Raw genomic sequence first — 21,744 nt, 5'->3', positions numbered from 1 at the left:
GAACGCCGTCTGATCATTCGCACTGATCCCTGGAAGCCTGATCCCTGGAGCGATCGTGACAACCCCTTTCCCTCACGAGCCCGGAGCGGCCGCGGGGCCGGTTCCGCCCCCCGAATGCCCGGCGCATGGACTCGGCGCCGGACCCGGCGGGCTGCGCCGGTTCTACGGCCCCGAGGCCGAGCGGGACCCGGCCGGGCTGTACGACAAGCTGCGCGCCGAACACGGCACGGTGGCGCCGATCCTGCTGCACGGAGACGTACCCGCCTGGCTGGTGCTCGGGCACAGCGAGAACCTGCACCTGACCCGCACCCCCTCGCAGTTCTCCCGCGACTCCCGGCGCTGGCGGGCCCTGCAGGACGGCAGCGTCGCCCCCGACCACCCGCTGGCCCCGATCTTCACCTGGCAGCCGGTCTGCGTCTTCGCCGACGGCGCCACCCACGAGCGCCAGCGCGGCGCGGTCACCGACAGCATGGCGCGCATCGACCACCGCGGCGTCCGCCGGCACATCAACCGCTACAGCAACCGGCTCGTCAACGAGTTCTGCCAGGACGGCCGGGTCGACCTGGTCGGTCAGTTCGCCGAGTGGCTGCCGATGATGGTGATGTGCGAGATTCTCGGCATGCCCGAGGAGTGCAACGACCGGATGGTGCAGGCCGCCCGTGACATGACCCGGGGCACGGCGACGGCCGTCGCGAGCAACACGTACGTGGTCGCCGCACTGAACCGGCTCGTCCGGCGTCGCCGGACCGCACCCGCCGACGACTTCGCCACCTGGCTCGTCGAGCATCCCGCAGGCATGACCGACACCGAGGTCACCGAGCATCTGCGACTGATCCTCATTGCCGCGTACGAGGCGACCACCAACCTCATCGCCAATGTGCTGCGGATGGTCCTCACCGATCCGCGGTTCCGGGCCAGGCTCAGCGGCGGCCACATGACGGTGCCCGAGGCGGTCGAACAGACGCTGTGGGACGAGCCGCCGTTCACCGCGGTCTTCGGTCGCTGGGCGGTCGGCGACACGGAGCTGGGCGGGCAGCGGATCAAGGCGGGCGACGCGCTGATCGTCGGCATCGCACCCGCCAATACGGACCCGGTGGTTCGGCCCGATCTGGCCGCGGACATGGAAGGCAACCGCGCGCACCTGGCGTTCAGTGGCGGACCGCACGAGTGCCCCGGGCAGGACATCGGACGGGCGATCGCGGACGCCGGCGTCGACGCCCTGCTGATGCGGCTGCCCGACCTCGAACTCGCCGTCGACGAAAGCGAATTGAATTGGATCGGGAACATCATGTCCCGGCACCTGCTGGAGTTGCCGGCCAACTTCGCGCCGCGCTCGCCGAAGGACGACGAGCTGCCGTCGACGGGGCGGCGCAGACCGCCGCGTGACGACTCGGAGGCGCCGTCGCCGGTCCCGCACACGACGCCCGCGCCCGTTCCGGCGGGGGTCGCTGCGCAGACCGGGCAGAGCCATGCCGGCGGCGAGCGGACCGATGCATCGCCCCATGGCGCGTCCGTCGGCCGGATCCCGCAGCAGCGCAGGCCGGCCGCACCGGCACGGTTGTGGCGTGCGGTGACACGGTGGTGGAGCGGCTACTGACCGGGCCGTCCACGGGACGACATGCGACGGTCCGGTGGCCCGGGGCCCTTGGCTCCGGGCCACCGGTCTGCGCGAGCCGCCGTGGTGGCGGGCACGGCGCGGGCACAAGGGCGTTTTTCAGACGCCGCCCGGCAGACGGGAGTTTCGAAACACGCCCAAGGTCCCCCGTACCATGCGGAAGCGTGAAGCTGACAATTCTGGGCGGCGGCGGATTCCGGGTCCCACTCGTGTACGGGGCGCTGCTCGCCGACCATGCCGAGGGCCGTGTCACCGCTGTCACCCTGTACGACACGGACTCCGACCGGCTCACCGCCATTGCCCGCGTCCTCGCCGATCAGGCCGAAGGGGTGCCGGACGCACCTGCCGTGCTTGCCACGACCGAACTCGACGAGGCACTGCGCGGCGCCGACTTCATCTTCTCCGCCATCCGGGTCGGCGGTCTCGAAGGACGTGCCGCCGACGAAAGGGTGGCCCTCGACGAAGGCGTGCTCGGGCAGGAGACGGTCGGCGCGGGCGGCATCGCATACGGACTGCGCACCGTCCCCGTCGCCGTCGACCTCGCGCGGCGCATCGCCCGGCTCGCCCCGCACGCCTGGGTCATCAACTTCACCAACCCGGCGGGTCTGGTAACGGAGGCGATGTCCCGGCACCTCGGCGACCGCGTCATCGGCATCTGCGACTCCCCGGTGGGCCTGGGCCGCCGGATCGCCCGGACCCTCGGCGTCGACCCCGAGCGGGCCCGGATCGACTATGCCGGCCTCAACCACCTGGGCTGGGTCCGCGGGCTGCACGTCGACGGCCGCGACGAACTGCCGCGCCTGCTCGCCGACCCGCACCTGCTCGGCTCCTTCGAGGAGGGAAAGCTCTTCGGTACCGACTGGCTGCAGTCACTCGGTGCGATCCCCAACGAGTACCTGCACTACTACTACTTCAACCGGGAAGCCGTCCGCGCCTACCAGGATGCGGAACAGACCCGTGGCGCCTTCCTCCGCGATCAGCAGGAGGGCTTCTACGCCCGGATGAAGGACCCGACCGCTCCTGCCTTCCCGGCCTGGGACCGGACCCGCGCCGAGCGCGAGGCCACCTATATGTCGGAGAACAGAGAGGTTGCCGGGGTCGGCGAGCGCGACGAGAGCGATCTGGAGTCCGGCGGGTACGAGCAGGTGGCCCTCGCACTCATGCGGGCTGTCGCGCGTGACGAACGGACCTCGCTCATCCTCAATGTCCGTAACCGCACCACGCTCTCCGTGTTCGACGCCGACGCCGTCGTCGAAGTGCCGTGCCTCGTCGACGCGAACGGCGCCCGTCCCGTCAGCGTCGACCCCCTGCCGTACCACGCCGTCGGACTGGTCACCGCGGTCAAGGCCGTCGAACGTGCCGTTCTGGACGCGGCCGCGAGCGGCTCACGCGCGACCGCCGTGCAGGCCTTCGCACTGCACCCCCTCGTCGACTCGGTCTCGGTCGCCCGCCGGCTGGTCGACGGGTACACGAAGGTCCATCCCGGACTCGCCTACCTGAACCGGCCTTGAGGCCCGGCCCCCTGCCTCCTGGTACCCGCCTTCGGGTTCATGCGCGCCCGAAGGCGGAGCCGGTGTGCGCCGTCGTTGATCCTCGTCCAGCTCGACCCGGCATCGGTGGACCGGAACATTGCGCGTACCCCGCCGATCTTCGCGCTGCGTACAGCGACGAACCTGCACGCGGCGTCGAACTCCTCAGGGCTGTCCCGTCATCCCTGGCGGGCGCACGACGGCAGCTGCGGCACCTCGCTGCGTTGTCGGAACGCCCGAATACACCCAGTATGAGGACGCCCCTCCGCCTTGCGATGCACCACATCTGACGCCGCGCGCTGATCCACCAGGGATGACGGGACAGCCCTTTGCGGAAAAAGTCGGTTTCCCTCCTGATCCCGGTTTCCTACACTGACCAGGAATCGCGCGCCGGCACACCAACGCAGCGCGCGCCGTGACGAGTGAGGGGAGCCCGGCCGTGCGCTATCGCACCGCTGTTGTTGTTCCCCGGTCACGGTATGAGGTGATCCTGGTGTCTTCGTGCGCCCGGTGCCGGCTGCGCGGCCGGAACCGGATGTCCGTGACGAACACCTGACCTCTGTCAGCCCGGTGTCGAGTCAACCGGTCGGGAACATCCCGATGAGGTCGCGCCGCACCAGGGGTTCCCACGTGGCCTGACCGCGGGCCCATTCGTCCCGGGAATTGCGCTGCCCCTCCGGATCACCCCGAAAGGCCATGGGCCGTGCGCACCAACCTGAACCGTCGTCTCACAAGCTCGCTGACCGGCGTCCGTAACCTCGGCATCCTCGCTCACGTGGATGCCGGCAAGACGACCATCACCGAACGGATCCTGTACGTCACCGGGTCCACGTACAAGCGCGGCGAGGTCCATGACGGGACCACCGTCACCGACTTCGATTCCCAGGAACGCGACCGTGGGATCACCATCTTTGCCGCTGCGGTGAGCTGTGCCTGGGACGGCCACCGGATCAATCTGATCGATACTCCCGGCCACGTCGACTTCTCCGACGAGGTGGAGCGCTCGCTGCGGGTGCTGGACGGCGCGATTGCGGTGTTCGACGCTGTCGCGGGAGTCGAGCCGCAGAGCGAGTCGGTGTGGCGGCAGGCCGATCGCCACGGGGTGCCGCGCATCGCCTTCGTCAACAAGCTGGACCGGGCCGGTGCCGACCTCGACACGGCGGTCGAGTCGATCCGGGCACGGCTGCATCCGGCCCCGCTGGTGGTCCAGTTGCCGATCGGAGCGGAGGACGGGTTCAGAGGGGTGGTGGATCTGCTGCGTATGCGGTCACTGGTCTGGGCCGGCGACACGTTCGAGGAGGGCCCGGTGCCGGAAGCGCTGCGCGAAGAGGCGAACCGGCGTCGCCGGCTGCTGGAGGAAGCGGTGGCGGAACTCCACCCGGTCGCGCTGGAGGAGTTCTGTGCGGAGTCGACGGTCTCCGCGCAGACTCTGGCCTCCGCGCTGCGCGACCTGACCCGTACCGGTGAGGGCGTGGTGGTGTTGTGCGGTTCGGCGTACCGCAACTGTGGGATCGAGCCGCTGCTGGAGGCCGCCGTGGCCTATCTGCCCTCGCCGCTGGACGTACCGGCGGTACGCGGCACGCAGGGCTCACCTATCCGCACGTGGACCCAGTACCCGACCGAGGCGGCGTGACCAGCCCTTAGGACGCCCCTCACTCGCCAACCACGGTGATAGTGCGTACGTCCCAGGACGTCCCCGCTGTGCACCGCCGCCACGGCACCAACCACGGGCGTGGAAAGGAGTGTGAGAAGCATCGGCCCGTAGCCGCCGTCGGAGGCGACTGCCACAACGATGGTTTCACCGAGGTACATTGTGCCCGCGACACAGCCGGCGAGCAGCCCCCGCAACGGAGCCCGGGCAGCAAGCCATTCGGGCGACAGAGCAAGCGCCGCACCGGTTACCCCACCGAGCAGGACACCAACCCCCAGGCTCCCGCCCACGACGACAACGCCCCGCATGAGACCTGCCAGGGCGTCGTGCAGCCCCGTGCGAAGCCACATCACCGCGCCCACGAGTGCCACCGAGCCGAAGACTGCCGCTGGCACCGACCCGATCCGTACTCCGAGCCGGACGCCCCGCCTGACTACAGCTCCAACCACCATGCACCCCCAGCTTGGCCACCCGTCACCCTGCGTGGCGCACACCTGGGTCAGGCGTCGAGGCACGTCAACTTCGCGGCTTGGCCGCTCGCAGGCTCGTTGGGACGGCGGATCAACTACCCGGTCAAGGATCCGAGCAGAGGCACGAGGACTCCAGGGCCAAGCCCTGAAGCACCCGGGCCGTACCGGCCGGATCAGCCGGCGGGTACCGCGTGCGAGCCACCGGCCGCCGCCCAGGACGGCGTCACACCCAGGACCTGGCACACCATCAGGAAGAGCGGAATGGGCGGGGTGTACGGCGTGCGGCTGTCGGGTGCGTGGATCAGCCGGGGCCGCACGGCGGGGACGTACGCGCCCTTGGCGTACGCGACCTGTTCCGGCCAGTCCAGATCGAGGTCCGAGCCCGCCGGTACGATCCACCACCAGCGGTCGGCGTCCGCGAAGACGCAGCCGGTGCGTGGCAGATGGGACATGAGCCGGAAGCCGTACCCGGCAGGCACCCCCACCGCGTCGCAGCCCAGGCTCGCCGACAGCGCGGGAGGCAGCGGCAGCTGCACGAGGCCGGCCGCGGAGCCGGGCAGCTGGGACTCGCGGGAGAGACGCGATCCGAGCAGATGGGACATCGTGTTCCTCAACATGACCGCTCCGTGCCGTGCGGCAGTTCTGCCCAGACGATCCGGCCCGATCCGTCGCCCGCATCGCGGGATCCCCAGGCGCTGCTCAGCGCGTCGACGAGCAGCAGGCCGCGTCCGTGCTCGTCGTCGGCGGTGCGGCACAGCTTCGGGCCATCCGGCTGGTACCCCTGGTCCTGCACGGCTATGCGCAGCCGTCTCTCGAGACAGCTCAGCTCGCATACGACGCGCGCGCTCGCGGTGTGGACCACCGCGTTGGTGACCAGTTCCGACACGATCAGGATCGCCGCGTCGTGCGCCTCCGCGTCCAGCTGCCACTCGTCCAGCCGGGCCCGTGTCAGCCGCCGCGCAGTGGCCACCGATTCCGGATGCGCAGGGAGCGCGAAACAGTATCGGAGCGCTTCCGTCCCGGGGCTGAGGTCGATGAGCCGGGGGATGAGCGCACTGCCAGGTGCCACGACCGATTCCTCACAGTGGGGGGCTTTGTCACGCCTCGCATCCCAGGGCATGAGGGCGGGCATGACTAAGTGAACTGGTTCACTCACCAACTCTCCCCCTGTCGTGAACACTTGGCAAGGGGCACTCTGAAAATTTCAGAGTGGCCGTGTCCTTGGCGGCATATGCATGGCACACTGCTCGCAAACAGCGCATCGGGAGGTCTGAAGTGAGCGAACCGCGGTCCGCCCCGACCGTGGGTCAGGTCGTTCTCGGCAAGCGCCTGCAGGATCTGCGGGAGCGCGTCGGCCTGAGCCGTGACCAGGCTGCCAAGGTGCTCCGGGTCGCTCCCGCGACGATACGCAGGATGGAGACCGCCGAGGTCGCGCTCAAGATCCCTTATGTGCAACTGCTCCTGAAGGCCTACGGGATCGCCGACGAGGAGGCCGAATCCTTCGTCGAGCTGGCCGAGGAGGCCAACAAGCCCGGCTGGTGGCAGCGGTTCCACGACGTCCTGCCCGACTGGTTCAGCATGTACGTCAGCCTGGAGGGCGCAGCGAGCCTGCTGCGCATGTACGAACCGCACTTCGTCCCCGGACTCCTGCAGACCGAGGACTACGCCCGATCGGTGATGCGTACGGGCGCCGTCGGCCAGACCCGGCCCGAGGACATCGAGCGCCATGTGGCGCTGCGGATGGAGCGGCAGTCCCTGCTGACGCGGCCGGATGCCCCGAAGCTGTGGGTGGTCATGGACGAGACGGTCCTGCGCCGCCCCGTCGGCAGCACCGACGCCATGCGCGCGCAGATCGACCGGCTGCTGGACGTCACCGAGATGCCCCATGTGACACTGCAGATCGCGGAGTTCGCGACCGGCCACCACCCGGGCACCTACGGCCCGTTCGTCCTCTTCCGCTTCGCCATCCCCGAACTGCCCGACATGGTGTACAGCGAGTACCTGACCGGCGCCGTCTACTTCGACGCGCGCCCCGAGGTGGCCTCCTACCTCGAAGTCATGGACCGCATGGCGGCTCAGGCCGCAACTGCACAACGCACGAAGGAAATCCTCCGGGACTTCCGCAAGGAGCTGTGATCGATGGACCCCATATACAACGGCATGCCCGCCGGTGAACTCGGCTCCGAAGGCTGGTACAAGCCGTGGAGCGGTGGGAACGGCGGCAACTGTGTCGAGGCCATGAAGCTGGCCGACGGCAGAGTCGCTGTACGCCAGTCCGCTGACCCCGACGGCCCCGCCCTGATCTACACCCACCTCGAGATCGCAGCCTTCATCCAGGGAGCCAAGGCCGGCCAGGCGGACTTTCTCCTTACCGGAACCTGACGCATCCGGCGTCTGTCCTTGCCACACTCAGTCCCAGTTCGCCGATCCACGGACCGCAGGAGCGCGCCATGACCAGGCACGAGCCCATTGAGATCGACACCAGCAAGCCGCATCCCGCCCGGATGTACGACTGGTTCCTCGGTGGCAAGGACAACTATCCGGTCGACGAGCAGATGGCGCGGCAGCTCCTGGCCCTCGACGCTCGCGGCCGTGACATGGCCCGGGTCAACCGGGCGTTCATGCACCGCGCCACACGGTGGCTCACCGACCAGGGCATACGCCAGTTCCTCGACATCGGCACCGGCATCCCCACCGAGCCGAACCTTCACCAGATCGCCCAGCAGACGGCCCCGGACTCGTGCATCGTCTACTGCGACAACGACCCGATCGTCCTTGCACACGCGGCGGCCCTGCTGCGCTCCACCCCCGAGGGCGCCACGGAGTACATCCAGGCCGATGCCCGCGAGCCGGAGACCATCCTCGAACAGGCGGGCAAGGTACTCGACTTCAGCAAGCCGATCGCGCTGTCCCTGCTGGCCCTGCTGCACTTCCTCGACGACGAGGACGGTGCCGCCGAGATCGTCGACCGGCTGGTGGAGAAGCTCCCCTCGGGCAGCTATCTGGTGCTTTCGCACACCACCGGGGATTTCAACCCCGAGGGTGCGGCGCAGGCGTCGGCCATGTACAAGGCCCGCGGGATGACGCTGCGTCCGCGCTCGCGCGCCGAACTCACGGCGTTCTTCGAGGGACTCGAACTCGTGAAGCCGGGCGTCTCGCTCTCCGCGGACTGGCACCCGGAGCTCGGCGAGGTCATCGACGTACCCGGTGACGAGCCGATTCCCGGCTACGCGGGCGTGGCCCGCAAGCCCTGACCCGGGCCGTCACCTGCGTGCTCACTGCCTGCTGACCGACCGGGTGACGCCGGCGGCGATCGTCGTCGCGAGCAGCCACCCGGTCGCGATGAGGAAGTACGACAGCCACTGGTACCAGCCCTGGGGGTTGAACGCCCGCTCCTGCCCGAAGTCCGCGATCGGCAGAAGAAGGTCCAGTGTGTAGACGAACGGACTGAACGGCGGAGCCTCGTCCGCCTTCAACGGGCTCGGATGGTGCAGCGCGTACACCAGCGACCCGGCCAGCAGCAGGGAGAAGAGCCAGGCGGCGGCCCGTACCGGCCGGAAGCCGTACCCGACGGTGACATCCTGGAGATGCCCCCACAGCCGTGCGTACGCGGGCAGGGTGGCGCGGTGTCTGCGCTGCTTGGCGAGAAGCACCGTGCGCGCGGCATCGTCATCGCCGATCCGCCGGTACGCCGCCGTCAGCTGCTCGTACGCGTACGGCACATAGCCCTCCTCCTCCCGTTCGAGCAGCGGCAGCCGCCGCTCGGCCGGCAGGTGGGGGAGCAGGGCCGTGTACGTCAGACCGTCGAGCCGCGCACGGTGCGGCCAGACCGCGGGGTCGGCGTAGATGAGATCGAACTTCGCCCGGCGCAGATTTATACCGCCCTCGATAGGGGCAGCCTCCCGCAGCCAGAGTTCGCCGATGGTGGCACTGCTGATACGCAGCGCGACGCCGCCGGGGTTGGACAGGTGGGCGTACGCGAGATTGAGTTGGCCCGGTATCCGGGCGCCGCGCAGATCGACCCGCCCCTGGATCCGGATCCGCATCCCGTGGACATCGGATCCGACGGTGAGGTTCTCGGCCTGCAGCGCGGTCGCTCCGGGGTGGTGCAGTTCGGCGTCGTCGAGTTGGATCTGCCCGGTGACGGCGGCTCCACCGAGCCGGACCTCACCGTGCACGACCAGTCCGGGCAGCCACAGATCGTCCCCGACTGCCATGTGATTCAGCTGGAGGACGGCCTCGTCGTTGGGTGCGGGCGTGCCGTCCGCGTTCACCCCGATGCGGGTCCGGTCGAAGAACAGCGCCTGGGTGATCTTCGCACCGCCGAGCCGGACCGGACCGGAGATCCGGCAGTCGGTGAGCCGCAGCACACCGTCGATCCGGATGGTCGCCGCAATCAGGCCGGGCAGCACGGAATTGCTCAGATTGAGCTGCCGTAGCTGCGAGCCGTACAGGTTGGGTGCCTGCTCGAAATGGCATCCGGCCAGCAGCACCGCGCACTCGGCGATCGCGTACCGCACATTCAGCGTGCCCGTGATCCGTGCGCCCAGGATGCGCAGCGCGGACACCTGGCCGTCCTCCCGCAGGTCGCCCACCAGCAGCGCCCTCAGCAACTCGGCGCGCACGGTGCGCTCAGGACCCCAGCCCTCCCCGGTCTCCGGGTCGTCCTCGGCCTCCACTCCGGTACGGAAATCGACAGCGACACCGCGCGGGAAGGCGTCCCGGACACGGCGCTCGGCGGGGGTCAACTCGGTGATCTCCATCGGCGGCACTCTGACCCGTCGCCGACGGGGTGTCAACCTCCGCCTTCGCCCGGTGGGTTCAACCCTCCAGTGCGTGTCCGGTGATGGCGTCGACATGGTGGGGTACGTCGTCGTGCAGGTCGCCCACCGCCGACGTACCGGACGGCTCCAACAGCAGCAGCGAGGCTCCGACGGCCTCGCCGCCCGCGCCGCCGTCAGCCCCGCCACCCTGCACCGTCGCTTCCGCGCCCAGCCGGCCACGGCTCCGCTCGCCTGGCTGACCGAGCGGCGGATCACCCTGGCCTGCCGGCCGCTGGAACGCGGCGAGGAACGCCTCGATGTGGTCGCCGGAGCCAGCGGACTCGGTACGGCGACGAACCTGCGTGCCCAGCTGCGCCGCCGTACGGGGCTCACCCCCCACCGAGTACCGGCGCAGGTTCACCCCGAAGCACTGACCCGCCCGCCACAGGTCACAATGGACGCATGTCCCGACGCAGCACACGCCCCCGGCAGCGCAACGCGGCGAGCACCCGGAGCGCCCCGGTGGCCGCGATCACTCCGGCTTCGCCGTGCCCGTGCGGCCTGCCCGCCACGTACGCCGACTGCTGCGGACGACTGCACGCCGGGACTGCCGCCGCGCCGACCTGCGAGGCGCTGATGCGTTCGCGGTACGCCGCCTTCGTCGTCCAGGACGCGGCGTATCTCCTCCGCACCTGGCACCCGGACACCCGGCCGTCCGTGGTCGACTTCGATCCCGGAATGCGCTGGGTGCGCCTGGAGATCCTGGAGACGACGGACGGCAGCGCGTTCCACACCACGGGCACGGTCACCTTCCGCGCCCACTACATGGACCACGGCCGACCGGACTCGCTCCATGAGAAGAGCCGGTTCGTCCGGCACGAGGGCGCCTGGGTCTACGCGGCGGCGGTCTTCATCGACTGACCGCTGCTCGTGCCCGGCTCAGTCGAAGACGGACATCCTCGTGCGGTGGAGCGCCGGCTTCTCGGCCTCGTCCACCGGCGCCACCGCGAGATCCGCATACGACGGATGCGCCGACGGAGTCTCGGGCACGCCCTCACCGCCGATCCGGTAGTGCCCCGTCCCGCACTTCGTCGGAGCCCAGCAATGATTCGTCCACGGCAACCACATCGGCTCGCGCCGCCGCCGGGACAAGACCGCTCGGAGACGTGGTCTTCCGCAATGTGCGGCCCTTCGGGGCGCAGGAGCCCGTGGATCTGGTGGTGGTCGGCGGCCGGATCAGTGAGGGTGCGGCTCCAGCGGGGGCCGAGGTGATCGACGGTGACGACCGGATCGCCCTGCCGTCCTTGGTGGATGCGCACATTCACCCGGACAAGACGACGTGGGGTGGCGAGTGGGTGTCGCGCAAGTCGGCCGGGTCGATCACCGAACTGGCTGAGCAGGACGCGGAGTTGTTCCGCAGCCAGCGTCGTCCGGTGGGGGAGCGGGCGTACGGCCTCATGGCCCACGCGGTGACGCGAGGCACCCGTGCGATGCGTGCGCACGCGGATGTCGCCCCGGCCTACGGGCTGGCCTGTGTGGAAGGGCTCGCCCAGGCTCGTGAGCGCCTGAAGCATGCCCTGGACGTGCAGACGGTGGTGTTCCCGCAGCACGGTGTCATCCGCGCACCGGGTACCGCGGACCTGCTCAAGGAGGCGGTCCGCAGCGGGGTCGTGGACTTCATCGGCGGCATCGACCCGATCGGCTTCGACAACGCCATGGACGAGCAGCTGGACCTGGTCTTCGGTCTCGCCGACCGCTACGGCGTGGGAGTGGACATCCACCTCCATGACCGTGGCGACAAGGGAATGCCGGTCCTGCGCAGCATCATCGACCGCACGCGGGCGCTGTCTCTGCGCGGCAGGGTCACCGTCAGCCATGTCTTCTGTCTGCCATCCCTGTCCGACGGTGAACTGGCAGGTATTGCCAAGGACTTGGCCGACCTCGACATCTCGCTGACGACCGTCGCGCCGAGTGCGTCGCTGGTGCTGCCGGTCGCCAAGCTCCGTGAGCACGGTGTACGGGTCGGTCTGGGCTCGGACGGGGTGCGCGACTCGTGGAGCCCGTTCGGGAACGCCGACATGCTGCACCGCGCGCACATCCTGGGCTGGGTGACCGACGTGCGCCTGGACCAGGAGCTGACGGACTGCTTCGAGGCGGGTGCGTACGGCGGCGCCGAGGTGATGGGCCTGGACCGGGCCGACCTGCGGCCCGGCTCGCCGGCCGACTTCATCCTCGTGCGCGGAGAAGGGCTGCCGCAGGTCGTGGTGGACATGCCCACCCGTGACCTGGTCGTCCACGGCGGCCGCGTCGTCGCCCGCGACGGAAAGCTGGTCCAAGGGCTGTCGCTGCCGTAGAAGACACATATCTGTAGTCGCATGCTGCGGCAGGCGGTGCGTCACTTGTCGGGGTCCGCGCCCGCCTCGACGAGTACCTCGGCCGCCTCCGCATGGTCACCGGTGGCCGCGAGAAGCAGCGGAGTGCGACGGTCGCCGTCGCGCGCCTCCAGGTCCGCGCCCCGCTTGATCGCGCCGCGTATGGCGTCGGCGTCACCGGAACGTGCGGCTTCGAGCAGGTCCCGGCTCGCGACCGGGTCGGCGGCCGAACGCTTCGGGGAGGCCGAGCGCTCGGTCTTGTCCTTGGGGGATGCGGAGTCGGTCCTGCCTGCCGACGGCTTCTGCCGGGCGGCGGCGTCACCGACGGACTGCGTGTTGCACGCGGTCGCGAGCACGGGCCAGGCCGGCGAGGGAGACGAACGGGCGGGTGGTGCGGCGGAGAGAGGCCATGGGGTTCCTCTTTCGGTGCGGTGGGGAGTTGTCGGTGGGTGATGTCCTCGGAGCCGGGGTGGCGGAGCGCTTCGGTGACCGGGCCGACGAGCGCGAGGGGCACTACGGTCCATGCTCGGTCCGTTCGTGGGTGCCCGCCGTCGCTGAACCGGCTGGAGATGAGGGGACGCTGGGACGACCCACGCGTCAACCGATCGGTTGACCCATGGGTCGTGGGCGCTGATCGTTCCGCGACTCGTCTGCCAGGTGCGGTCCCTCCGGGCCGTCAGGGCGGGACCTCCTGCGGGCGGGGGCGGACGGCGCTGTAATGGTTGACCAAATCGCTCAGGCGGTGGGCGCGCCCTCGCCCCGTCGGCTGCCGCCGTTGTGCTTCTGCCACAGTCGGTAGACGTCGACGGCGGAGTCCTTGGCGAGCCGCCTGGTGCGGGAGCGGGGCTACGCACCTGCCTGACCGGGACGGGTGCGGTCGGCGGCGTATCTTCGGTATACCAAACCTGACGTTCCTCGACGTGATGAGAGAATGAGCGGCATGGCAGGTTCTGAAGGCTTCCAGCCCGAGTCGGATCGGGTCACTCGCCAGCTGCGCGACGACATTCTCGATGGTGTACGCCGGCCCGGCAGCAAGCTTGTCGAGCGTGAGCTGGCCGCCGAGCTCGGAGTGAGCCGGCTGCCCATCCGTGATGCCCTGAAGGCGCTGGTGACGGAGGGCCTTGTGATGCCCCGGCCGCGGACCTGGGCGGTGGTGCGGGAGTTCAGCCCCACGGACGTCTCGGACCTGGGCGAGGTGCGTTCCGCGCTGGAGACGCTGACGTTTCGGCTGGCGGCCCAGCGGCGTACCCGCGCGGGGCTGGAGAAGCTGCGCGCCGACCTCGACGCCGAGCTGGAGGCGGCGCGGCGCGGAGACGCCGTACAGGCTAGGCGCGCCGCGGCCGACTTCCGCGAGACAGTGACGTCACTGGCCGCGAACGAGCTGCTGAGCGAGCTGGAGCGCACCCTTCGCAGCCGCATGCGCTGGCTGCTCAGCCGGCACGACGACCTGCTGGGTGTGGCGAAGGAGCACGAGGATCTCTACGACGCGATCGTGGCGCGGGACGTGCCGCGCGTCGAGGAGCTGGTGCTGAAGCACCTGGAGATGGGCCGCAGCGCGGCTGCGGCCCATCTGCGGACCTCCAAGGAGTAGGCGGAGCCGGTCGGTTGAGCGGCACGCGGGGGCTCGTGCGGCGGCTCGTGGGAAGGTGAGCCCCTTCGCGTGCGCCACGGTGATTTCCTCGGCGCACGCGAAGGGGATCCCTCAGTCGCACGCGGAGGCGCCCCCCGGCTCAGACGAAGACGATCCCATCGGCGACATCGGTGCGGATCTCCGTGCCGACCCGTCGCGCCAGGAGGTCGTCCAGGCGGTCCAGCGGGCCGACGAGCGCGCGTCCGCCGGCCTTCGCGACCAGCACTGCGGCATCTACCTTCGGCTTCATCGCCCCTTCGGCGAAGGCCGGCTCGGAGATGGCTTCCGGCGAAGCCATGAGGATGTCCCGCTGCTCGGACGTCCCCCAGTTCTCGCTGACGTAGTCGCCGTCCGTGAGCATGACCAGCATGCCCGCCTTGGGTTCGGCGGCGAGGGCGGCGCTGGCGAGGTCCTTGTCGACGACCGCCTGCAGACCGGTCTGGCGGCCCTTGCTGTCGCTCTTCACGGGCACACCGGCACCGCCGATGACGAGCAGAAGTTGCTTGAAGTTTCACGCAACAGGTACGCTTGGGTAACGCTTGAATGTTCAACTTCTGCTCCCTCTGGAAGGGCACGTGTAAAAAATGACCTCCACCCTGCGCACCACCCGCTCCTCCTTCGGCGCCCGCACAGAGGGCCCCTCTCTGTACGCCTACGATGTCGGGTTGCTGATCCTGCGCCTGGTTCTCGGCCTGACAGTGGCGGCCCACGGTGCGCAGAAGCTCTTCGGCTGGTTCGGCGGCGGCGGGCTTGAGGGCTTTGGTCAGTTCTTCACCATGAGTGGCTATCCTTCCGGCGAAACCATGGCGCTGATTGCCGGACTCAGTGAAGTCCTCGGCGGACTCGGCCTTGTGTTTGGGCTGCTCACGCCGCTCGCGGGCGCGGCCGTGCTCGGCACAATGATCAACGCGCTCGCAGTCAAGTGGGGCGGCGGCTTCTTCGCCCCGACGGGTGTCGAGTATGAACTCCTGCTGTCCGCAGGTGCGGCCGGGCTGGCCCTCACCGGGCCGGGCAGGTTCGCCGTCGACCGTTTTCTCCCCGGGCTGCGGGCCCATCGGCTTGCATACGGCGTCGCGGCCTTGGTGCTTGGCTCCGTGATCGCTGCTCTCGTGCTGCTCATCCGTAACTGACCACAGTTCTTTGCCGCGGACTTCGCCATCTCACTCACCGCCGACAACAACCGGCCTCGGCAGACCGGCCGGGCGCTGCTCGGCCCGACCGTCTGAAGGGACAGCATTCGTGAGCACTACTCCTGAGATACCGAGCCACGGCACCGACGCGGGAGGCGCGTCGTGAGTCGTTTCGACACGCCTGTTGTGGTGACCCGAGGAGACGCGGAGGGGCCGCTGGTCGTTCTGCTGCACGGCCGCGGCTCGCGTGAGACCGAGATCATCGGACTGGCGGACGCTCTGCCCCGTGGCCTCTCCTACGCGGCGGTTCGCGCCCCTATCGCTGAACACGGCGGCTTCGCCTGGTTCGCCAACCGTGGCATCGGTCGCCCCGTCGCGGAGTCACTGCGGGCCACCATGGACTGGTTCCGGCTGTGGCTCGACGGCATCGCCCCGCCGGGCCGCCCGGTCATTCTCGTCGGCTTCAGCGGCGGAGCCGCCTTCGCGGGAGGTCTTTTGCTGGACGAACCCGCGCGGTTCGCCGGTGCGGCGATCCTGTACGGAACGTTGCCGTTCGAGGCGGGGGTGCCCACCGATGCCGCACGGCTCGCCGGAGTGCCCGTCTTCGTCGCACAAGGCGATCACGACCAGGTCATTCCCCGCGAACTGCTCGACCGGACATGGCGCTACCTGACCGTCGAGTCGGGGGCAGCTGCGATCGCCCGGCGTGACCAGGTCGGCCATGGAATCGCCCGTGACGCGCTGGCGGCCCTGGCGGGCTGGCTGATTGAGCGGGCGGCCCTCCCTGCCCGGCAGGGAGGGCCGGCGCCTGCGCCAGCTCATGGGGAAGCGTTGCCAGGGGACCTTCCGGACCGGGCCGGTCCGCATCCCGACGCCAGTACGACGATTACCCACCAGTAACGTACCGGCAACGCACCTGTCGAGGTGTGATGGCTACGGGGCGGCCGCCTTGCGTGACGCACCGTGCCGGTCGGGCAGCGCCAAGTGGGCGTCCGGCGCCGGAGACGGGTCAGCGCAGCAGCGCCCGTACCGACGTCTTCATCCGGGCCACGAACGCCTCGCGCACCTCGTCCGTCACCCGGTCCAGCGAGAGATACGGATTGAGGTCCTCCAGCTCGACGAGCAGCAGCTCACCGTCCGCCGTTCGGCACGCGTCGACGCGTTGGATGCCGTGTGCGAGGTCGTTCCACTCCACGAACCGGCAGGCGAATTCCAGATCCGCCGCAGTCGGCTCGTACGGTTCCAGTACCCAGCGCTGCTCAGGGTGCGGTGCGTGGAGCGCGTACTGGAAGTCACGGTCGATGAAGAAGAAGGACACCTCGTAGCGGAAGTCGATCCTCGGCTGGACGAGCACGGTGCCGTCCGGCTCGGCGCCCACCTCGGCAGCGAGCTCGTCCGGCGTGACGAAGCGCAGTCCGACCGAGTCCGCGCCCAGCTTCGGCTTGATCACATACTCTGCCGCACCGGGCAGCAGCCCCAGATCGCTCGCCCGGTCCACGGTCGCGATCGCCGGGTACTCCGCGGCGCACAGATCGACCAGGTACTGCTTGCCCGCCATGTCACCGCGCCCGGTCAGCGGGTTGTACACCGGCACCTTCCGCTCGCGGGCGCGGGCGCAGAACGCGTCGTACGCCTCCTGATAGTGCAGCACCGGACCGCTGTTGCGGACAACGACGGCGTCGAAGCCGTCGAGCAGCGCGGCCGCGTCGCGCGGATGACAGAGCGCGACATCGAATTCCTCGCGCAGCCGCGAGGTGAGAAGGATGTCCTCGTCGCAGTAGCGGCGGCCGCGCGCCTGGTATGCGAGGTCGGTGACGAAGAGGACGGACGGGCGCGGACCGGCAGGCATGAGGTTCTCCCAGGGGACGTGGGGGTGGACAGCGGATCAATAACCTTGATGGCGTTGCCGGTTCACCACGTTGGAGCATCCTGACCTTTGCCCCACAGGAGTCGCACGTGTCGCCACTGCTCGACATTCTCTCGCCCGCCTTCGCCGCCGACCCCTACGGGGCCCACCGGACCATGAGGGAGAGCGCCCCGCTGATCCGCCACGAGGCCACGGACAGTTACGTCGTCTTCCGGTGCGAGGACGTCGAGCGGGTCTTCAAGGACACGGCGCGAGAGGTCACCACTGACAACGACGACTGGCAGATCGAATCGGTGGACGACCGGACGATCCTGTAGCTCAGCGGCCGTGAGCACGCGGTGCGCCGGGCCCTGGTCGCGTCCGCCTTACGTGGAACAGACGCTCCGCCAACCGGGACGAGTCCCACTACCACAAACCCGGCCGGTTCGACCGCTTGGCCCCGTTGTAACGGGCCCTGGTGGTCGTTGCGGAGACATCGGAGCCGGCCTGCGGTTCGGAGGCGCAAAGGGCAGCGACCTTCGGGTCGGATCCGGGTGAGTCACCAGGAGTTTCCGGGACGCACCGCCAGTCGGGGATGGTGGGCGGCCAGGACCTTGTTGGCATGCGCCAGTTGGGACAGGGCCTGCTCGCGGTCCGCCTGGTCCTCGATGCAGAGCCGCGGGCCGCGGAACCTGCGGACCTCGCGGGCGGCGCACTCGGCGTCGAACTCCGCCTGCACGATGTGCGGCGGGATGCAGGACCCGATCAGTTCGGCGACCCGGTTCGGGATCGGCACGGGAACGAGGAGGTGCGAGGCGGTCATCGGGGTTTCCCTCTCGGATGGTTGACACAGGAGGTGGTGCTCCACGGCCGCCGGGTGGGCGGTCGACTCCTCTTTATGTAACGGGAAGCAGTTCCCGGTTTCTCATGGAGAACGTCTCCGTCTGGCAACCGTTTGAGAGTGACCGGGTTTTTCTCCTTACGCGTAAGTAAGTTGACTCCGCCTGAGGTACGTGCAGCGCCGCGCGGTGGACGGTCCCCTGCCAGTGGACAGCGTCTACGCTGTGACCTGCGGCCACCGCGTGATCGTTTGTATTCACACACCGGTGATCAAAGGTGGCCGCACCCGCGCGTACGAGCGGGATGGCAAGGCTCGTCATCGAAGGAGACGCAGTGTTGGGATTGCTGGGTTTCTACGACGAACTGGACAACCGCTCCGGCCAGCCGAACGGATCGATGCGCGACGCCGTCCGACCCGTCGGCGAGCCGGATGAGGCAGACCTGGTGGCCTACCTGGACGCCGGCCACGTCCTCATCGACGTCATGGAGGCGGGACACGACGCCATCACTGGCAACGCCCATCGCTCCGTTCTCCGGCTGCGGAACAGGCGGCGAAGACCTGGACCCGCTGTTCACCGCTCGGGAGGCGGCGTCGCGGGGCTGGGTGCGCGCATCTGCGGCGTTGTCGTCGGTCAGCAACGCTCCGCCTTGCCTACCTCCTCCGCCTTGCAGCCGCACGCACCCAGCCCCGCTCCTTCCCCCACCCCCCATGTGCCGGTCGGTCTATGGTGGAATACGGGTCATGTAGGAACGCCCCCGGAGGGGCCATGCGCCGACACCGCACCACTCATGCCGACAGTGCCCAGGAGGCCCTGCTCACCCTCGGGCATCTTGTCGACGAGGCGCTGGAGCGGCTCAGGATCCAGCGGGCGCGTGCGGAACTGGCCGAGGCATTGCAGCGCCATCTGCTCCCTCCCCGGCTTCCGCAGCTGCCCCACCTGGCCATCGCGGCCCGTTACACCCCTTCGAATGACGGTCTCGATGTCGGGGGCGACTGGTACGACGCCTTTCCGATGACGAACGGGGCGGTCGGGATCGCCATCGGTGACGCGCAGGGTCACGACGTCGAAGCCATTGCCTTCATGGGCCAGGCCCGCACCAGCCTGAGAGCCCTCGCCTGCGTCACGACCGATCCGGGCGAGGTACTGACCCGCGCCAATGATCTGCTCATTTCCATGGGCTGCGGCCTCTTCGCGACCTGCTGTTTTCTGACCTTCGACCCGCTCAGCGGCGCGCTCGCCATATCCCGCGCAGGTCACATCCCGATGGTCTGGGCCACGTCCGCCGGTCACTCCGGCATCATCCTCGACAGCGGCGGTCCGCCTCTCGGCATACTCCCCGGGGAGGTCTATCCGGTGACGCGACGATGGCTGACGGAGCCGGGATCGTTGGTCATGGTCACCGATGGGGTGGTGGAAGGACCGGCCTGCCCGATCGAGAAAGGGCTGGAGGAGGTGGTACGGCTGGTCTGCAGTGGTTACGACGGCGACCCCGACGACCTGGCTCGTGAAGTGGTGAAGGTGGCCGATCTGACGGGCCACTGCGACGATGCCGCAGTCCTCGTCGTCCGATATGCCGGCCTGCCCGGCGCGGGGTAGTCGTGGCCCGCGCTGTCTGCTCGGCGCTGCAACGACCGAGGTGGCTTCCGGCCCGTGCTGGCGGGTAGAGCCCTTCCAGGTGGTGTCTGATGACTGCCGTGGTGACCAATCCGGAGCTTCGGCGCAAGGGCGCCTCGACTCTCCTGGTCCTTGCTGTCGCAGCCGCCTACTACGGGGCTGCCCGGCTGGGTCTCCTCGAACAACTGGTGATCGGCCAGGTCACGCCGCTCTGGCCCGCTACCGGCATTGCCCTGGCCGGTCTGCTTGTCTTCGGACTCCGCGTCTGGCCGGGCATTGCGATCGGGGCATTTCTTGCCAACGTGTCCATCGGACCGACGGTTCTCTCCGTTCTGCTCATCGTCGTGGGAAACACGCTCGCATCGGTCTGCCCCTACCTGATGCTGCGGCGTGCGGGGTTCCGCAACGATCTGGACCGGCTGCGCGACGCGCTGGCGCTGGTCTTCATCGGCGCCTTGGGTGGGACGCTCATCAGTGCGACCGTGGGCAGCAGTGTGCTGGTGCTCTCCGACGCCGTGCCCGCAGGAGATTTCTGGCCCACGTGGTCGGTGTGGTGGACGGGCGACGCCATGGGCGTGCTGGTCGTCGCACCGTTTCTGCTCGTCCTTCGCGAGGCGCGGTGGCCACACGGTGTGGCACTCCGGCGGTGGGCCGAAGCGGCGGCCCTGTTCCTCGGCACCCTTACGGTCACGTTCCTGGTGACGGGCAGCAGCGCCTCCCTGCTCTTCCTTGTCTTCCCGTTCCTCATCTGGGCCGCGTTCCGATTCGGACGCGCCGGCGCCGCGTCGTGTGCGCTCGGAGTCTCCACGCTGGCGATTCTGGCCGCCACTCGCGGGGCCGGTCCGTTCGCCCATAAGGAGCTCATTCTCAATATGGTCACGCTCCAGGCCTTCAACGGCGCCACGGCACTGACCGCGCTGCTGCTCGCGGCGGTCATCACCGAGCGGAACCGCACCCACGCCGAGATCAATCGGCTCTGCGGGCGGCTCACCGACATAGTGGCGGCCATGTCGGACCACCCGGTCACCGACCAGTGGCTGACGTCCGACGACCCCGACGACGCGGACGGCCGCGCCGACGAACGTTAGGGGTGCCCGGCGGGCACCCTCTGCTGCCCGACGGGCTGCCCCTCGCCGGACCCCGGCCCGGGCGACGACCCCTGCGCCACTCCGTCGGGCGCGACATCAGCGGGCTGACAGCACCTCGGCCAAGTCGTACTGCACCACTTCTTCCAGCTGTGCGTAGGTACAGCTCCCGGGGGTGCGGTCGGGCCGCCACCGGCGAAACTGGGCCGTGTGCCGGAACCGGTCGCCCTCCATGTGGTCGTAACCGACTTCGCACACCCGCTCCGGACGCAGCGCCACCCATGACGGGTCCTTCTTCCCGGACCAGCGGCTCGGTGTACCGGGCAGCCGGGCGGTCTCGTGGGCGGCGGCATCCGCCCACGTCGCCCACGGATGGTCGGCGAACTCCGTCCGCAACGGGTCCAGCTCGGCGACCAGTTCCTCGCGTCGCTTCATCGAGAACGCCGCGCAGACTCCGACGTGCTGCAGGACGCCTTCGGAGTCGTAAAGGCCGAGCAGCATGGAACCGACGGCCGGGCCGCTCTTGTGAAAGCGGTATCCCGCCACCACACAGTCGGCGGTCCGCTCGTGCTTGATCTTGTACATGACGCGGACGTCCGGGCGGTACGGCAGATCCAGCGGCTTGGCGACGACACCGTCGAGCCCGGCACCCTCGTACCGTTCGAACCACTCCTGGGCGACCGCCGGGTCGGTGGTCGCGGGGGCGAGATGGACGGGGGCCGAGGCACCGGACAGCGCCGCTTCCAGGACGGCTCGGCGGTCCGCTTGCCGGGTGGAGAGCAGCGAGTCGTCGCCGACCGCGAGGATGTCGAAGGCGACCAGACTGGCCGGGGTCTGCTCGGCGAGCAGCCGCACCCGTGAATCTGCCGGATGGATACGTTCGCTGAGCCGGTCGAAGTCCAGTTTCCCGTCGTACGCGACGACGATCTCGCCGTCGATCACACAGCGCGGCGGCAGATTCTCCCGGACCGCCGTGACCAGCTCGGGGAAGTACCGGGTGAGCGGCTTGCCGGTGCGGCTGCCGATCACCACCTCCTCGCCGTCGCGGTGCACGATCGCCCGGAAGCCGTCCCATTTGGCCTCGTACTGCATGCCCGGCGGGATCCGGGACACGGACTTGGCGAGCATCGGCTTCACAGGTGGCATCACCGGCAGGTCCATGGGCCGATTCTTGCTCGGATACCTCGAGGCTGCTCC

General features: G+C 69.3%; 21 protein-coding genes and 4 pseudogenes. 15 read left to right on the top strand and 10 right to left on the bottom strand.

All coding sequences use genetic code 11. The features are described 5' to 3' along the window. Positions 1–55 precede the first annotated feature (55 nt). The 3 genes and pseudogenes from AB0N06_RS08660 to AB0N06_RS08650 all read left to right on the top strand — a co-directional run. Entirely contained in the window at positions 56–1,597 is a 1,542-nt protein-coding gene (locus AB0N06_RS08660; RefSeq protein WP_366133953.1) for a cytochrome P450, read from the top strand. A 182-nt stretch (positions 1,598–1,779) separates the two neighbouring features. Continuing rightward, on the top strand, positions 1,780–3,126 hold the full coding sequence (locus tag AB0N06_RS08655) for a 6-phospho-beta-glucosidase (RefSeq protein ID WP_366133952.1): 1,347 nt from the start codon (positions 1,780–1,782) through the stop codon (positions 3,124–3,126). A 721-nt stretch (positions 3,127–3,847) separates the two neighbouring features. Beyond that, positions 3,848–4,726: pseudogene (locus AB0N06_RS08650) on the top strand (GTP-binding protein); the annotation flags it as partial. Positions 4,727–5,438: 712 nt separating this feature from the next. Here AB0N06_RS08650 and AB0N06_RS08645 read toward each other — a convergent pair. Together AB0N06_RS08645 and AB0N06_RS08640 are read right to left on the bottom strand one after the other, a co-directional pair. After that, positions 5,439–5,882, bottom strand: a complete 444-nt coding sequence (locus AB0N06_RS08645) for a hypothetical protein (RefSeq protein ID WP_366133951.1) — start codon at positions 5,880–5,882, stop codon at positions 5,439–5,441. After that, a complete protein-coding gene (locus AB0N06_RS08640; RefSeq protein ID WP_366133950.1) occupies positions 5,876–6,334 on the bottom strand; it encodes an ATP-binding protein in 459 nt (152 codons plus the stop codon). Before AB0N06_RS08640 ends, AB0N06_RS08645 begins: the two co-directional genes overlap by 7 nt. A 206-nt stretch (positions 6,335–6,540) precedes the next feature. On the opposite strand from AB0N06_RS08640, the gene AB0N06_RS08635 reads away from it, so the two are divergent. The 3 genes from AB0N06_RS08635 (at position 6,541) to AB0N06_RS08625 (ending at position 8,519) form a co-directional block, all read left to right on the top strand. Next, positions 6,541–7,401: a helix-turn-helix transcriptional regulator gene (locus AB0N06_RS08635; protein ID WP_366133948.1), complete on the top strand. Its 861-nt coding sequence runs from the start codon at positions 6,541–6,543 to the stop codon at positions 7,399–7,401. A gap of 3 nt (positions 7,402–7,404) precedes the next feature. Beyond that, positions 7,405–7,647 carry a DUF397 domain-containing protein gene (locus tag AB0N06_RS08630; protein ID WP_358861608.1) on the top strand — a complete coding sequence of 81 codons (243 nt, stop codon included), beginning with the start codon at positions 7,405–7,407 and terminating at the stop codon, positions 7,645–7,647. 68 nt (positions 7,648–7,715) lie between these two features. Then, complete coding sequence (locus tag AB0N06_RS08625) at positions 7,716–8,519, top strand: SAM-dependent methyltransferase (protein ID WP_366133947.1); 804 nt, start codon at positions 7,716–7,718, stop codon at positions 8,517–8,519. Positions 8,520–8,540: 21 nt separating this feature from the next. Here AB0N06_RS08625 and AB0N06_RS08620 read toward each other — a convergent pair whose 3' ends face one another. Both AB0N06_RS08620 and AB0N06_RS08615 read right to left on the bottom strand, forming a co-directional pair. Continuing rightward, entirely contained in the window at positions 8,541–10,028 is a 1,488-nt protein-coding gene (locus AB0N06_RS08620) for a membrane-associated oxidoreductase (protein ID WP_366133946.1), read from the bottom strand. Positions 10,029–10,086: 58 nt separating this feature from the next. Continuing rightward, positions 10,087–10,197: pseudogene (locus AB0N06_RS08615) on the bottom strand (cupin); the annotation flags it as partial. Positions 10,198–10,236: 39 nt separating this feature from the next. On the opposite strand from AB0N06_RS08615, the gene AB0N06_RS08610 reads away from it, so the two are divergent. The 3 genes from AB0N06_RS08610 to AB0N06_RS08600 all read left to right on the top strand — a co-directional run bounded on the left by AB0N06_RS08610 (position 10,237) and on the right by AB0N06_RS08600 (position 12,382). Further along, on the top strand, positions 10,237–10,665 hold the full coding sequence (locus AB0N06_RS08610; RefSeq protein ID WP_366134026.1) for a helix-turn-helix domain-containing protein: 429 nt from the start codon (positions 10,237–10,239) through the stop codon (positions 10,663–10,665). Further along, entirely contained in the window at positions 10,551–10,949 is a 399-nt protein-coding gene (locus AB0N06_RS08605; protein ID WP_366134025.1) for a YchJ family metal-binding protein, read from the top strand. Before AB0N06_RS08610 ends, AB0N06_RS08605 begins: the two co-directional genes overlap by 115 nt. A 245-nt stretch (positions 10,950–11,194) precedes the next feature. After that, positions 11,195–12,382, top strand: a complete 1,188-nt coding sequence (locus tag AB0N06_RS08600) for an amidohydrolase (protein WP_366133945.1) — start codon at positions 11,195–11,197, stop codon at positions 12,380–12,382. 47 nt (positions 12,383–12,429) lie between these two features. Here the strand turns inward: AB0N06_RS08600 and AB0N06_RS08595 are convergent. Next, positions 12,430–12,600, bottom strand: a pseudogene (locus AB0N06_RS08595) (ankyrin repeat domain-containing protein); the annotation flags it as partial. 740 nt (positions 12,601–13,340) lie between these two features. Here AB0N06_RS08595 and AB0N06_RS08590 point away from each other — a divergent pair. Continuing rightward, positions 13,341–13,991: a GntR family transcriptional regulator gene (locus AB0N06_RS08590; protein WP_366133944.1), complete on the top strand. Its 651-nt coding sequence runs from the start codon at positions 13,341–13,343 to the stop codon at positions 13,989–13,991. Positions 13,992–14,130: 139 nt separating this feature from the next. Here AB0N06_RS08590 and AB0N06_RS08585 read toward each other — a convergent pair whose 3' ends face one another. Next, complete coding sequence (locus AB0N06_RS08585; protein WP_366133943.1) at positions 14,131–14,496, bottom strand: hypothetical protein; 366 nt, start codon at positions 14,494–14,496, stop codon at positions 14,131–14,133. Between the two features lie 118 nt (positions 14,497–14,614). Here AB0N06_RS08585 and AB0N06_RS08580 point away from each other — a divergent pair, with 118 nt between their 5' ends. Continuing rightward, positions 14,615–15,160, top strand: a complete 546-nt coding sequence (locus AB0N06_RS08580; protein WP_366133942.1) for a DoxX family membrane protein — start codon at positions 14,615–14,617, stop codon at positions 15,158–15,160. A gap of 162 nt (positions 15,161–15,322) precedes the next feature. Further along, positions 15,323–16,060 carry a phospholipase gene (locus AB0N06_RS08575; protein WP_366133941.1) on the top strand — a complete coding sequence of 246 codons (738 nt, stop codon included), beginning with the start codon at positions 15,323–15,325 and terminating at the stop codon, positions 16,058–16,060. A 109-nt stretch (positions 16,061–16,169) separates the two neighbouring features. Here AB0N06_RS08575 and AB0N06_RS08570 read toward each other — a convergent pair whose 3' ends face one another. After that, on the bottom strand, positions 16,170–17,009 hold the full coding sequence (locus tag AB0N06_RS08570) for a hypothetical protein (protein WP_366133940.1): 840 nt from the start codon (positions 17,007–17,009) through the stop codon (positions 16,170–16,172). Positions 17,010–17,089: 80 nt separating this feature from the next. Here AB0N06_RS08570 and AB0N06_RS08565 point away from each other — a divergent pair. Beyond that, a pseudogene (locus tag AB0N06_RS08565) lies at positions 17,090–17,407 on the top strand (cytochrome P450); the annotation flags it as partial. Positions 17,408–17,565: 158 nt separating this feature from the next. Here AB0N06_RS08565 and AB0N06_RS08560 read toward each other — a convergent pair. Both AB0N06_RS08560 and AB0N06_RS08555 read right to left on the bottom strand, forming a co-directional pair. Further along, positions 17,566–17,829, bottom strand: coding sequence for a hypothetical protein (locus AB0N06_RS08560; protein WP_366133939.1), 264 nt, complete (start codon positions 17,827–17,829; stop codon positions 17,566–17,568). A gap of 287 nt (positions 17,830–18,116) precedes the next feature. Beyond that, positions 18,117–18,485 (bottom strand): hypothetical protein, encoded by a 369-nt coding sequence (locus AB0N06_RS08555; protein ID WP_366133938.1) that lies wholly within the window; start codon positions 18,483–18,485, stop codon positions 18,117–18,119. Positions 18,486–18,613: 128 nt separating this feature from the next. On the opposite strand from AB0N06_RS08555, the gene AB0N06_RS08550 reads away from it, so the two are divergent. Then, entirely contained in the window at positions 18,614–19,444 is an 831-nt protein-coding gene (locus AB0N06_RS08550) for a PP2C family protein-serine/threonine phosphatase (protein ID WP_366133937.1), read from the top strand. Between the two features lie 89 nt (positions 19,445–19,533). Further along, entirely contained in the window at positions 19,534–20,550 is a 1,017-nt protein-coding gene (locus AB0N06_RS08545) for an MASE1 domain-containing protein (protein ID WP_366133936.1), read from the top strand. A 96-nt stretch (positions 20,551–20,646) separates the two neighbouring features. Here the strand turns inward: AB0N06_RS08545 and AB0N06_RS08540 are convergent, their stop codons facing one another. Beyond that, positions 20,647–21,708: an ATP-dependent DNA ligase gene (locus AB0N06_RS08540; RefSeq protein WP_366133935.1), complete on the bottom strand. Its 1,062-nt coding sequence runs from the start codon at positions 21,706–21,708 to the stop codon at positions 20,647–20,649. Between the last annotated feature and the right edge of the window lie 36 nt (positions 21,709–21,744).

The organism is Streptomyces sp. NPDC051020 (assembly GCF_040683105.1).
Lineage (GTDB): Bacteria > Actinomycetota > Actinomycetes > Streptomycetales > Streptomycetaceae > Streptomyces.
The sequence above is the reverse complement of the archived record's forward strand: the minus strand, read 5'-3'. Positions and strand labels throughout refer to the sequence as shown.

Bases quoted from the DNA above. Each gene is read 5' to 3' on its own strand.
- AB0N06_RS08590 (WP_366133944.1), top strand. From the start codon at position 13,341: ATGGCAGGTTCTGAAGGCTTCCAGCCCGAGTCGGATCGGGTCACTCGC.
- AB0N06_RS08620 (WP_366133946.1), bottom strand. From the start codon at position 10,028: ATGGAGATCACCGAGTTGACCCCCGCCGAGCGCCGTGTCCGGGACGCC.
- AB0N06_RS08645 (WP_366133951.1), bottom strand. From the start codon at position 5,882: ATGTTGAGGAACACGATGTCCCATCTGCTCGGATCGCGTCTCTCCCGC.
- AB0N06_RS08540 (WP_366133935.1), bottom strand. From the start codon at position 21,708: ATGGACCTGCCGGTGATGCCACCTGTGAAGCCGATGCTCGCCAAGTCC.
- AB0N06_RS08625 (WP_366133947.1), top strand. From the start codon at position 7,716: ATGACCAGGCACGAGCCCATTGAGATCGACACCAGCAAGCCGCATCCC.
- AB0N06_RS08570 (WP_366133940.1), bottom strand. From the start codon at position 17,009: ATGCCTGCCGGTCCGCGCCCGTCCGTCCTCTTCGTCACCGACCTCGCA.
- AB0N06_RS08630 (WP_358861608.1), top strand. From the start codon at position 7,405: ATGGACCCCATATACAACGGCATGCCCGCCGGTGAACTCGGCTCCGAA.
- AB0N06_RS08560 (WP_366133939.1), bottom strand. From the start codon at position 17,829: ATGACCGCCTCGCACCTCCTCGTTCCCGTGCCGATCCCGAACCGGGTC.
- AB0N06_RS08580 (WP_366133942.1), top strand. From the start codon at position 14,615: ATGACCTCCACCCTGCGCACCACCCGCTCCTCCTTCGGCGCCCGCACA.
- AB0N06_RS08545 (WP_366133936.1), top strand. From the start codon at position 19,534: ATGACTGCCGTGGTGACCAATCCGGAGCTTCGGCGCAAGGGCGCCTCG.
- AB0N06_RS08550 (WP_366133937.1), top strand. From the start codon at position 18,614: ATGCGCCGACACCGCACCACTCATGCCGACAGTGCCCAGGAGGCCCTG.